Raw genomic sequence first — 11,410 nt, forward strand, 5'->3', positions numbered from 1 at the left:
AAACTATATGACAACTCAAATGACTAACTGTATGAGATCCTCTTCGCTGATATTCTGACATATCATAAAGATATAATTTTTATATCACTAAAGTGCTGCAATGAAATTGCAGGGTTTTAGACCCTAATTTGAAACCAATAAATAGTCTGTTTATATTCTAGAATATTTTCTTAATCAATTTTGCTTTTGTGAACTAAATTTCAAATAACTAAATTGCATCAAATTAAAATTTAAAAATTATTAACACAAACCTGAACACGTTTGTGAACACGATTATAAGAAATTGGGCTCTGTGAACCCCAATAAACGTGTTTTGATGAACACGATTTTTGAATTCATAACCCGGAGGTCGCGGGATCGTGCCCCGCTCTCGCTACAAAGCAAAATGCTAGTAAAATCAACGGTTTAGTGTCACCAAACCGTTTTTTTTATGTCTAATATTTCTGATATATTGCAAGGTGAATACGAAAGTGAATACGGAAACGAATACGATTTATCTGTGCAAAAACAATTTTCCAAGCCCAAAATCTACACAGCCAGTGGTAATTTAAAGCAACGTTGGTATGTCTATTTTTCATTTCGAAATTCAAAAACAGGAAATTTAATTCTATAATCTAAAAGAAGTTGCCATTTCAGCAACTTCTTTTAGTCAGACAACTTAATTACCCTTTATGTTGGGGTTCCCAGATTAGTCTTAAAAAAGAACTCAAACGTTCATTTTCTCTGTTTACAGGAATTCCCGCAATAATGCCAATTAACAAATTATCTATGACTCCAACACGCATTTGTGGACGAATCGTCATATCAAAATCATTATTATCAAATGTTTTGTTAAACTCTACACCTATAAAATTACGCGTACCAGCAATCATGTAGTGAAAACTTGTATTTATATCATAGGTGGTATGAAATTTATTGGTCTCAAAATGCTGAGCAATCATAGGTCCAGTGTAAATTAACGAATGCAACTGGCTCCCCCAACGCTTTGCTACAACCAAAAAAGGATTATAAACATTCCCAGTTATTAAAGGTGAACCAAAGCTTTTAAAATCTGATAACTCAAATTCATTAATGTAGCCGATAGCCATTGATGTGGCCATTTTTTCATTCACAAGAAAGGACCATTGCGTCGCTATTTTTATACTATTTAAACGATTTGAAGGTATAGCGCTATTTTGCGACCCGCTGCCTGGTGCATAAAACGTAAAAGGAAACTCGACTTCCAATCCTAATCGGTTTATTGGGGCCCATTCGTATTCAACAAGAGCCTCATAGGTGTCGAAACTTAAATTATCTGTCATTCCCAAACCTAAGTTCCATTCCCGTTCGCCTTTTCGAGCTCCAAGGTCACGTATTAAATCGATAAATAAAGGTTCGGCGTGTTCTACTTTTACAGGTAAGTCTGAAGATGCTTCAGCGTTTTCTAAATCTGTACTTAATAGTGTTGTTTTATGTTGTGCAAAGGCACTAGTTGATAATGCCAATGTTACCATTAGCATACATTTTATATTTAAATTCATGATTAAATTTGCTTTTAAGAATTAGTAAGATGTTCACACCTTATTCAAGGCATGGTTTAATATCTATTAAAAACAAATTAAATTTTAGGTGGCGGCGTATCTATATCGAAGACGCCCATAGTCAATCCCGACTTATAACGGTAAAAAATTTGATGTGTAGCCGTTATATAAAACAATTCATATGATTTATCTTCTGAAAAAACCATACCTAAATCAATCTTTAAGGGTTTAGCATGATTGTGTTCTTCAGTATCCGGATCGTCGTATTCTTCAAAAGCATCCTCGAAACCAAACACTTTTTCTACAACAATTTCAATTATACTTTCCTGATCATTAAAAGATAAATCTTCAGGAATATAATCTGGTTGAATATCGGCTGGATCTACGCTTATATTCAATAAATATAAAGCCATACACCCCCAAAATGCAACTACAATTCTACTATGTCTTATCTCCTTAAACACGATTGTAAAGTAACTCTTTATTTTAGAAAACTAAGACATGTTACGTTATAAATTGATGTTAATTTTTGAAAATACACGTCATAGTTATTACTACATCTAAAAGTCACTTAACAAAAAAATCCAGTTCAATTGAACTGGATTTTTTTTCTAACTATTAACCTTATTTCTATTTAGAAATTAACTACCTCTCCGTTATAACATGCGTTATAAATATCTTTTAATTCCTCTACGGTTGGTTTTCTTGGATTAAAACTTGTACAAGGATCTAAGAAGGCATTGTTTGCTATATAATCTAAATTCTTTTCCCAATCCTCCTTAGAGATTCCGAATTCTTTAATTGTCGCTTGGTTGTTTACGTCTGCTCTTAAAGTTTCTACAGCCACTGCTAAATCCTCAGCTGTTTCTTTACCAATTAATTTTGCTAAATCTGGGAAACGCTCAGATACTTTTGCATTAAAACGAATAACGTTTGGTAAGAAAATAGCATTTGAAGCGCCGTGAGGAATACCATACAGTGCTCCAACTTGGTGAGATAATGAGTGTACAATACCTAACCATGCATTGTTAAAAGCTAAACCTCCCATAAATGACGCATCATGCATGTTTTGACGTGCTTTTAAGTTGTCAGGATTGTTTACAGCTTCTTTTAGGTTATTAAATACAATCTCTAAACCTCCTTTTGATAAGGCATCAGCATAGTTATCATCAATATTTGAAACGTAAGCTTCAACACAGTGTGTTAAGGCATCTAAACCAGTGTTTGATGTTACGTGAGCTGGCATTGTTGAACAAATTTCACCGTCAACAATAGCAATATCTGGAGTTAATTCATAAGAAACGATTGGGTATTTAACACCTTTTTCACGATCTGTAATTACAGCTAAACCTGTAGTTTCAGTTCCTGTTCCACTTGTAGAAGGAATAGCTACGAATTTAGCTTTAGTTCTTAGAGTTGGAACCGAAAACGGTTTGGTCATAGCATCGAAATCTGCATCTGGATATTCATAAAACACCCACATCATTTTTGCTGCATCGATAGCCGAACACCCTCCAACACCAACAATCCAATCTGGTTGGAACGCTTGCATTACCTCAGCTCCTTTTAAACATGTTGCAGATGACGGATCTTCTTCAACGCCTTCAAAAACTTTAGTTTCAATGCCTGCTTCATTTAAATAGGCAACAGCTTTGTCTAAAGCGCCGCTTTTTTTCATTGAACTTCCTCCGGTTACAAGAACTGCTTTCTGTCCTTTAATATTTTTTAACTCTTCCAAAGTACCAACACCATGGAAAACTTCACTTGCTATAAATAATTTACTCATCTTGTATATTTTTTTGAATAGGCAAAATTAAATTAGGCAAGAAGGCTTTTGATTATAAAAACTGTACTAATACTTATAAATTTGAGACAACGATTCTTTAAGTTCGCTTGGCGTTTCTTTAAGTTTAGCATAAACAAACTTATTTAAAGCCGAAGGCGAATCGAAACCTAACTCGTATGCAATTTCTTTATGATTTTTACCAGAGAATATAAGTAATCGTTTTATTTCGGTAAGAATACGCTCGTGAATAATGGTTAACGCTGTGTTTCCTGTTTTACTCTTACAAATTTCATTTAACTTCTTAGAGGTAATTTGAAGCTCGTCTTTATAATACGTTACTGTGCGCTTTGATTTGTAATTTGCTTCGATTAAAGTTTTAAATCGTGCAAAATAATCTAATTGATCTGGGGCTTGAAAACCTTTATAATTTTGATGTGCAGCCTCAATAATTTCAAGGAGCATGATTTTTATATAAAATCGAATTTGTTCCTTCTTTATAGGAGACAGGTTTTTAAACAAATCAAGAATTTGAACAGCATAATGATTTATTTTCGAAAAGGTATCGCCCTCTAAAACCACATGATTTAATTTATTTATTAAATCGTTGCTGTATGAAATTAACTCGTTTTTTAATAAGTCGGAACAGAACAACACTTCATCAAACTGAACCACAATACCGTTTACATTTTCATCTGACTCAAAAGCATTGATTTGATGAGGAAACACTACTGAAATCTGATTGCTTAATAATTGAAAATTTTCATGTTCGATATGTTGACTTATTTCGCCCTCCTGCAATAAAATGACTTGAAAATAATCACTTCTGTGCAATTTTTCATCTTTTTTTACAGCGAGATCCTTTAAGCTGTAAACATTAAAAGAAAGGCAAGGCGACTTTTTTTGATCAAAATATTCCTTTAGTGTATAATTAGCAATTTCCATCTTGAGCTTTAAATTTGAGCCTGCAAAGTTATTAAGAAATAGCGGGTAATCTTTAAATGTTACTAAATATAATAATCATTAAAAACAGGACCTCTGCTGTATTCTTATTGGCAATTACCTCACAGCTGGCCTATTTAAACTTTTCTCTATGGATGTTGATTCCCTTGATTCAAATACACCTTTTTTCAGATTAGTTTGATGTAATAAAACAAACCTTCAAAAGCAATAAGACCGATATGATGTAAAACAGGTGATAGTTATTTAAAATTTAACGAAGATATAACTTGTCAATTCGATAAATTATTTGAAGTTTGCAAAAAATATAAAAATCTATAAAATAGCGTATTAAGTCATGCTTAGAGCCTTGTTAGTCCTATCTATATGCAGTTTATCATTTGTTTCTTTTGCTAACACTCAAGATACCTTGAGCAACACCATTGAGACACCTTTATATAAACCTTTAATTGAGCGTTACATTCTTGACGAGATTAAAAGTTTAAGGCAGGATAATCAACGTTTAAAGGGAGAACTAGCTAAGCAAATAGCAGAAGCCAGATTAGATTCATCAGATAGAGCCATTCAATATACTACAAGTACGGTAAATAATATCTTTTATATCATAACTGCGGCAGCGTCATTACTTGTGCTTTTAGGATGGCGTTCGTTAAACGATATAAAAAAGAGTATTAAAATTGATACAGCTAAAAAGATACAAACACTAACAGGTGATTATGAAAAGAGGTTGCAACAGATTGAAAATAAAATGGTCGAGCGTTCTAAAATAATTATCAATAACCAACAGGAAATTTCTAATACCAATTCTATACATTCTTTATGGATGCGTGCAGGATTAGAAAAAAGTGAAGAAGATAAAATTTCAATTTATGATGAAATTTTAGAGATTAATCCTAATGATATTGAAGCTATGACCTATAAGGCAGATGCTTTATTAGAAATTGGAGAAGTGCGCTGGGCTTTAAATCTTTCAAATATTGCTATTGAGCATGATGATGAATATTCTCTTGCTTACTGGCAACGCGCTTGCGCATATGCGCAGTTAGATAGACAAGCTGAAGCTATAAAAGATATTCAAAAGGCAATTTCATTATCAGACACACTTAACGAAGAAATTCTTAACGAAAAGCATTTTGACAAGCTTCGAAACAATGAACAATTTCAAGCTTTTGTAAGTAAGCCGGTAAATGAAATAGTTATTTAAATATTTTATGTACTCGATATTTTCATAACTACCAAACAATCTCTCTTGGAGCACGAATAAAAACACTTAAACTAAAACTCAAACAGATTGGAAAATTCCCCATTAATCTCTCGCATTACCTCCGCAAATTTTTGAACGGAATATAACCGGTCATTAATATCATAAACATTAGTTGAAATTATCAATTCGTCGGCCTGCGTTTTATTCAAAAATGAACTAACTTTTCCCTTAACAGTTTCCTTGCTTCCAACGAAACTGTATTTAATCATATTCTGAATTTGAGGATGCTGAATAATCTCCTTTAAATCTGAAGTCATCTCCGTTGGTGGATTTATATAATCTCGTTTGCCTGTAAACATACCTATAATCATTCTTAAAGATGATGTAAACAAACGCTCGGCTTCAGCATCAGTCTCGGCTATAATAACATTTACCCCAGCGATAACATAAGGAGATTCTAAATCTACCGAAGGCTTAAATTCATTTCTGTAAATTGCCAATGCGTTCTCTAAATGTGCTGTTGCAAAATGACTTGCAAAAGCATATGGCAACCCTTTTTTCGAGGCCAAATGCGCACTATCAGCACTTGATCCTAAAATGTAAATAGGCACCTCTACCCCTTCGGCCACAACAGCCCGCACTTTAGCAGTATCATTTTGTTTGGAAAATAATAGCTGTATTTGTTCCACATCATTTGGAAAAGAATGCGATGCTTGCAAAAAATCAGATTTTATCGCCAATGCAGTATCTCTGTCGGTTCCGGGTGCCCTTCCTAAACCTAAATCAATTCGGTTTGGATACAGGTTTCCTAAGGTTCCAAATTGCTCAGCAACAACTAACGGAGAATGATTTGGCAACATTACACCACCTGATCCTACACGAATTGTTGATGTTTTTTCAGCAATATGCCCAATTAAAACCGTAGGCGCATTACTTCCTACAGCCATCATGTTATGATGCTCTGCAAACCAAATACGCTTATACCCTTCCCCTTCAGCCTTTTGAGCTAAAGCAACAGCATTTTTGTAAGTTTGTTTTACTGATTGACCTTTAGAAATTAGTGCTAATTCTAAAATAGAATAAGCTGTATGTTTAGATATCATATGATTTAAATTCAATTTATAACGGATTTTACCCACGGCAAATTTCCAAAAAATTAAACTAAATAACGGAATAAACTCAGGTTTAGCGAGTTACTTTTTAGTAACCAACTCATAGTTTTTCCTTGATGCTTTTATATCGTTAATATGATCTTTAGACCAATCTACTAAACTATGGATATGAGGTAAAAGAGATTGCGCACGCTCAGTTAATTCATACTCCACTTTTGGTGGAACTTGCGGATAAATGGTACGTTTCACTAGGCCGTCTGCTTCAAGACTTTTTAATGTAACGCTCAGCATTTTTTGAGATATGGTTACAATGTAGTTATGCAATTCATTAAAACGTAACACCTTTTCTTCCTCTAACACCAACAACACTAATAAGGTCCATTTATTACCAATGCGGTCTAAAACATTTCTAACCGGACATTCCTCTACATTACTATATTTTTTTAAAATTTCTTGATCCATAAATCCTTGATTATTATTAAAACTAACTCTAAGGTTAGTATAACACGACAATGTAACCTATTGCTTTTTAAATATTTACATATTACCTTTGACTAACTAAAAGTAAGTTAAAAACTTTTATAAATCAAATATACAATAGAAATCTAAATAAACAAGTATTATGAAAATAGGAATAACAGGAGCTACCGGTCAACTTGGAACACTGGTAGTAGAACAATTGAAAAAAAGAGGGTTTAGTGATAATCTGGTAGCTTTAGTACGCTCTAAAGAAAAAGCCAAATCGTTAGAAATTGAAGCGCGTGAATTCGACTATAACAATTCTGAAAGTTTAGAAAAAGCACTTATCGGAATTGACAGATTAGTATTTATTTCTGCTAACGAAATAGGACAAAGAGCAAGACAACATAAAAACGTTATTGACGCTGCTAAAAAATCGAATGTTAACTGGATTGCTTATACCAGTCTACTTAGAGCAGATAGCTCTACTTTAAATTTAGCAGGCGAACATTTAACTACAGAACAAGAACTTAAAACCTCTGGTGTAAATCACACCATATTGCGCAACGGTTGGTATACCGAAAACTATACGGCTTCTGTACCAAGTGCCATAGAAAATGGCGCTTTTATTGGTTGTACTGGTGACGGAAAAATATCTTCTGCTGCACGACTAGATTTTGCAGAAGCTTTAGCTATTGTTATTACAAATGAAGAACATAAAGGAAAAGTTTTTGAACTTGCTGGAGATGAAAGTTACACACTAACCGAACTAGCTGCCGAAATTTCTAATCAAACCGGAAAAAACATTCCTTATAACAATCTTCCAGAAGAAGCTTATGCTAGTATTTTGCTACAAGTAGGGCTACCCGAAGGCCTTGCAAAAGGTTTAGCGAGTTGGGACGTATCGGCATCTAACGGCGATTTATTTGACGACAATCATCAGCTTTCCACATTATTAGGAAGACCTACAACGCCTTTAGCCAAATCTATAAGTGAGGTTTTATAAACAAAATTCTAGCGTTAAAACAAATATGGACCAATACCCCTCCACATTCTCATCTATATTTTACCATAGTTCATTTAGGTTTCAATCATATAAACAGAACTTTTAATGGTACTACTATAGACATAAGAACCTCAAAATCAAATTTAGTGACGCTATTTTTAATTTAAATGCTAAAGCTAATAACATTAATACCCTTGTTAGATAACAAAAATACACACTTAAAAAGTGCTTATTTTTTTGATGTTGAGAATCACGAATCTATTACTTTTGAAAGTAAGTCGTTAACTAAAGTTGACGATGATGAATATAAATTAACTGATGCTCTAACCATAGAAGGAATAAGTAAATAGGTGGTTTTAGATGTTGAAAATGGAGGAACTAACAAAGCCCTTGGGGTAATGAAAAGCTCGCTCTAGAGATTACAGGAAAAATTAATCGTAAAGATTGGGAATTAAACTGGAATGCGGCTATAGAAACTGGAGGCGTTTTGGTAGCAGATGAAGTAAAAATCACTGCTGAAGTACTGTTTACAAAACAGGTTCCTTTAATGATTTTTATGAAATGGATAGAAAAAAATTTTTAAAATCATTGGCAGTATTGCCCCTAATAGGTTCAAGTATGAATTTAAAAGATTTAGAAAAAATGACCTCAACTATGAGTAATACAGGTAAAATGCCTGTATTATTCCTTGGTCATGGTAGCCCTATGAATGCTATCGAGGAGAATGAGTTCGTTCAAAATTTTAGAACATTAGGTCAGGAACTTACTCGACCAAATGCTATTTTGTGTATTTCGGCTCACTGGGAAACACGTGGTACCTTTGTAACAGCTATGCAGAATCCACCAACTATTCACGACTTTGGTGGTTTTCCACAAGCCTTGTTTGATGTACAATATCCTGCTCCCGGCAGTCCTAAATTAGCTCAAGAAACTAAAAACATAATTACAAAAACCGAAGTTGGTTTAGATGAAAAATGGGGGCTCGATCATGGGGCCTGGAGTGTTATTAAACACCTTTACCCTAATGCCGATATTCCAGTAATTCAAATGAGTATAGATTATACACAATCGCCAAAATATCATTATGAACTAGCACAACAGCTAAATAAACTACGGCACAAGGGTGTATTGATAATCGGCAGTGGTAATATGGTACATAATCTTCGTATGGTGGCCTGGAATAAACTTAACGAAGAATATGCTTATGACTGGGCAACCGAGGCTAACGAAAAAATGAAAAGCTTCATTTTAAATAATGACCATAATAGCCTTATCAATTTCAGATCTCAAGGCAAAGCTTTCGATTTGGCTATTCCTACGCCTGAACATTACTTACCGTTACTTTATACCTTGGCTCTAAAAGAAGACAACGAAAAAGTCACCTTGTTTAACGATAAGCCTGTGGCTGGATCACTAACTATGACTTCTTTGAAGATAGATAATATATAATCTTAGGTAAAGCGAATTACAAAAACGATAATACTATTCATCTTCCTGATCCTCAATAAATCTTTCAATTTGCGTAGTTTGCACTCTTGCATTACGCTTTACCTTGTACCGTAAATTCCTTAAACGTTCCCTGCGTAACCCCTTCAATAAAGAAAATGTCATAACCAGTAAAATAATAGCAAAGGGAAAAGCCGCTAACATAACGGTGGTTTGTAAAGTGCTTAAACCGCCTCCTATTAGTAATGAGATAGCCAAAAGTCCTTCTATTAAAGCCCAAAATATACGCGTACCTACCGGAGCATCAAGTTTTCCTCCGGTAGTAATAAAATCAACAACCAAAGAACCACTATCACTTGAAGTCACAAAAAAGCTGATAATTAAAAGTATAGCGATAACACTTAAAATAGAACTAAACGGATAGTTCTTTAACATTTCAAATAGAGCTGTAGAAATATCTTTACTTACCGCTCCTGAAATATCTGCTAAATGATTTAACTCTAAATGAATTGCTGAAGAACCAAACACCGTAAACCATAAAAACGAAAATACTGTTGGCAAAATTACTACCCCTGTTAAAAACTCTCTTATGGTTCTACCTTTTGATATTCTTGCTATAAAAATTCCAACAAAAGGACTCCAGGCAATCCACCAGGCCCAATAAAAAATAGTCCAGTTATTTTGCCATTTTGTTTCGGCATAAACCTCCGTATAAGTTCCCAATTCTATTATGTTTTGAACATACAAACCAATGTTCTCAAGAAACGAATCTAAAAGGAAAACTGTTGGCCCAATAATCAACATTAATAACATAAATACTACAGCTATTTTAATGTTAAGCTCGCTTAGCATTTTTACGCCTTTATCTAATCCAGAAACTATAGATGCTGTTGCCAGTAAGGTTGTAATTGAAATAAAAATGATTTGGTTTCTAACACTGTTTTCTATACCAAATAAAAAATGTAAACCCGATCCCACCTGTTGAGCACCAAAACCAAGGGTTGTAGCTAAACCAAACAAACATGCGATTACTGCTAAAGTATCTACCACATGTCCAAAAATCCCATTAATTCTTTTACCTAAAAGTGGAGCAAATAGAGATCTTACTGTGAGTGGTAGTTTTCTGTTAAAAGTGAAAAAGGCAAACGCCAAAGCAATCATACCATAGACCGCCCAAGGGTGTAAACCATAATGTAAAAACGTAAATTTAAAAGCCTGTTTAGCAGCATCAACTTCTCCATTAACAGGGATTGGCGGAACAGCAAAATGCTGAATTGGTTCTGCAACACCATAAAATATAAGTCCTATTCCCATTCCTGCCGAAAACAACATCGAATACCAGGCAAAATTGCTAAAGTCTGGTGACGCACTTCTTCCGCCCAACTTTATTTTCCCAAACTTACTAAAGGCTAATAAGATTGCAACTACCAATAAGGTGTTTACCGTAAACACAAAAAACCATCCAATTTTATCGTAAATCAAGTTTCTAATTTCCAGAAAAAAATCACTTAAGGGTTCGCCTAATATTATAGCAACAGAGACAAAAATTAAAATTATTAAAGCTGCGGGAATAAATACAGGATAATGAAAATCAAGTATTTTATTTTGAGATTTTTTCAAGACTCTTATGTTTTAGATTTAAAAAAATATATGTGCTTTTGCTATGATGATAGTCACAAAAAGACAATAAAACGATTCTAGAAGATTAAGTGAATACTTAAGTTAGATAAACAACCAAAATCATTAAAGGCTAAATGTAAGGATATTATCAAGTAATTACAAATAACTCACCTATGCAAATCATACGCTATTTGAGTTTTGAATTTAATTCATTACCCAGTGACAAATTAGATTCCTGAGAATATTTCACAAAAAAACATGACATATTAATCTTAAAATCTAAATGTAAAAGCCGAAAAA

The 11,410-nt window shown here is 33.7% G+C and carries 13 protein-coding genes; 6 read left to right on the forward strand and 7 right to left on the reverse strand.

All coding sequences use genetic code 11. The features are described from left to right. Positions 1–430 precede the first annotated feature (430 nt). Entirely contained in the window at positions 431–613 is a 183-nt protein-coding gene (locus tag ICJ85_RS15005; RefSeq protein ID WP_188224620.1) for a hypothetical protein, read from the forward strand. Positions 614–662: 49 nt separating this feature from the next. Here the strand turns inward: ICJ85_RS15005 and ICJ85_RS15010 are convergent, their stop codons facing one another. From ICJ85_RS15010 to ICJ85_RS15025, 4 genes are all read right to left on the reverse strand, one after another. Beyond that, the gene (locus tag ICJ85_RS15010; RefSeq protein ID WP_188224621.1) at positions 663–1,520 is read right to left on the reverse strand and encodes an HAEPLYID family protein; all 858 of its coding nucleotides are present in this window, start codon (positions 1,518–1,520) and stop codon (positions 663–665) included. A gap of 77 nt (positions 1,521–1,597) precedes the next feature. Further along, positions 1,598–1,984, reverse strand: a complete 387-nt coding sequence (locus ICJ85_RS15015; protein ID WP_188224622.1) for a hypothetical protein — start codon at positions 1,982–1,984, stop codon at positions 1,598–1,600. Between the two features lie 170 nt (positions 1,985–2,154). Then, positions 2,155–3,306 (reverse strand): iron-containing alcohol dehydrogenase, encoded by a 1,152-nt coding sequence (locus ICJ85_RS15020; RefSeq protein WP_188224623.1) that lies wholly within the window; start codon positions 3,304–3,306, stop codon positions 2,155–2,157. 66 nt (positions 3,307–3,372) lie between these two features. Next, positions 3,373–4,248, reverse strand: coding sequence for an AraC family transcriptional regulator (locus ICJ85_RS15025; protein WP_188224624.1), 876 nt, complete (start codon positions 4,246–4,248; stop codon positions 3,373–3,375). Positions 4,249–4,672: 424 nt separating this feature from the next. On the opposite strand from ICJ85_RS15025, the gene ICJ85_RS15030 reads away from it, so the two are divergent. Further along, positions 4,673–5,467 carry a tetratricopeptide repeat protein gene (locus ICJ85_RS15030; RefSeq protein WP_206688053.1) on the forward strand — a complete coding sequence of 265 codons (795 nt, stop codon included), beginning with the start codon at positions 4,673–4,675 and terminating at the stop codon, positions 5,465–5,467. Positions 5,468–5,538: 71 nt separating this feature from the next. Here the strand turns inward: ICJ85_RS15030 and ICJ85_RS15035 are convergent, their stop codons facing one another. Beyond that, the gene (locus ICJ85_RS15035; protein WP_188224626.1) at positions 5,539–6,570 is read right to left on the reverse strand and encodes an LLM class flavin-dependent oxidoreductase; all 1,032 of its coding nucleotides are present in this window, start codon (positions 6,568–6,570) and stop codon (positions 5,539–5,541) included. A gap of 90 nt (positions 6,571–6,660) precedes the next feature. Continuing rightward, complete coding sequence (locus ICJ85_RS15040) at positions 6,661–7,041, reverse strand: winged helix-turn-helix transcriptional regulator (RefSeq protein WP_188224627.1); 381 nt, start codon at positions 7,039–7,041, stop codon at positions 6,661–6,663. Positions 7,042–7,201: 160 nt separating this feature from the next. Here ICJ85_RS15040 and ICJ85_RS15045 point away from each other — a divergent pair, with 160 nt between their 5' ends. From ICJ85_RS15045 to ygiD, 4 genes are all read left to right on the forward strand, one after another. Continuing rightward, positions 7,202–8,044 (forward strand): SDR family oxidoreductase, encoded by an 843-nt coding sequence (locus ICJ85_RS15045; RefSeq protein ID WP_188224628.1) that lies wholly within the window; start codon positions 7,202–7,204, stop codon positions 8,042–8,044. A gap of 167 nt (positions 8,045–8,211) precedes the next feature. After that, on the forward strand, positions 8,212–8,394 hold the full coding sequence (locus ICJ85_RS15050; protein ID WP_188224629.1) for a YceI family protein: 183 nt from the start codon (positions 8,212–8,214) through the stop codon (positions 8,392–8,394). 80 nt (positions 8,395–8,474) lie between these two features. Then, positions 8,475–8,627, forward strand: a complete 153-nt coding sequence (locus ICJ85_RS16740) for a hypothetical protein (RefSeq protein WP_394354425.1) — start codon at positions 8,475–8,477, stop codon at positions 8,625–8,627. A gap of 35 nt (positions 8,628–8,662) precedes the next feature. Further along, the gene (gene ygiD, locus ICJ85_RS15055) at positions 8,663–9,493 is read left to right on the forward strand and encodes a 4,5-DOPA-extradiol-dioxygenase (RefSeq protein ID WP_241739562.1); all 831 of its coding nucleotides are present in this window, start codon (positions 8,663–8,665) and stop codon (positions 9,491–9,493) included. 33 nt (positions 9,494–9,526) lie between these two features. Here the strand turns inward: ygiD and ICJ85_RS15060 are convergent, their stop codons facing one another. After that, positions 9,527–11,110 carry a BCCT family transporter gene (locus tag ICJ85_RS15060; protein ID WP_188224631.1) on the reverse strand — a complete coding sequence of 528 codons (1,584 nt, stop codon included), beginning with the start codon at positions 11,108–11,110 and terminating at the stop codon, positions 9,527–9,529. Between the last annotated feature and the right edge of the window lie 300 nt (positions 11,111–11,410).

The organism is Aestuariibaculum marinum, assembly GCF_014596975.1.
In the GTDB taxonomy this organism is placed as follows: Bacteria; Bacteroidota; Bacteroidia; order Flavobacteriales; family Flavobacteriaceae; genus Aestuariibaculum; species Aestuariibaculum marinum.

What these genes read in the sequence shown, in the direction of transcription:
- ICJ85_RS15040 (WP_188224627.1), bottom strand. Translation starts at nt 7,041, where the DNA reads ATGGATCAAGAAATTTTAAAAAAATATAGTAATGTAGAGGAATGTCCG.
- ICJ85_RS15050 (WP_188224629.1), top strand. Translation starts at nt 8,212, where the DNA reads ATGCTAAAGCTAATAACATTAATACCCTTGTTAGATAACAAAAATACA.
- ygiD (WP_241739562.1), top strand. Translation starts at nt 8,663, where the DNA reads ATGAATTTAAAAGATTTAGAAAAAATGACCTCAACTATGAGTAATACA.
- ICJ85_RS15045 (WP_188224628.1), top strand. Translation starts at nt 7,202, where the DNA reads ATGAAAATAGGAATAACAGGAGCTACCGGTCAACTTGGAACACTGGTA.
- ICJ85_RS15005 (WP_188224620.1), top strand. Translation starts at nt 431, where the DNA reads ATGTCTAATATTTCTGATATATTGCAAGGTGAATACGAAAGTGAATAC.
- ICJ85_RS15025 (WP_188224624.1), bottom strand. Translation starts at nt 4,248, where the DNA reads ATGGAAATTGCTAATTATACACTAAAGGAATATTTTGATCAAAAAAAG.
- ICJ85_RS15020 (WP_188224623.1), bottom strand. Translation starts at nt 3,306, where the DNA reads ATGAGTAAATTATTTATAGCAAGTGAAGTTTTCCATGGTGTTGGTACT.
- ICJ85_RS15010 (WP_188224621.1), bottom strand. Translation starts at nt 1,520, where the DNA reads ATGAATTTAAATATAAAATGTATGCTAATGGTAACATTGGCATTATCA.
- ICJ85_RS15035 (WP_188224626.1), bottom strand. Translation starts at nt 6,570, where the DNA reads ATGATATCTAAACATACAGCTTATTCTATTTTAGAATTAGCACTAATT.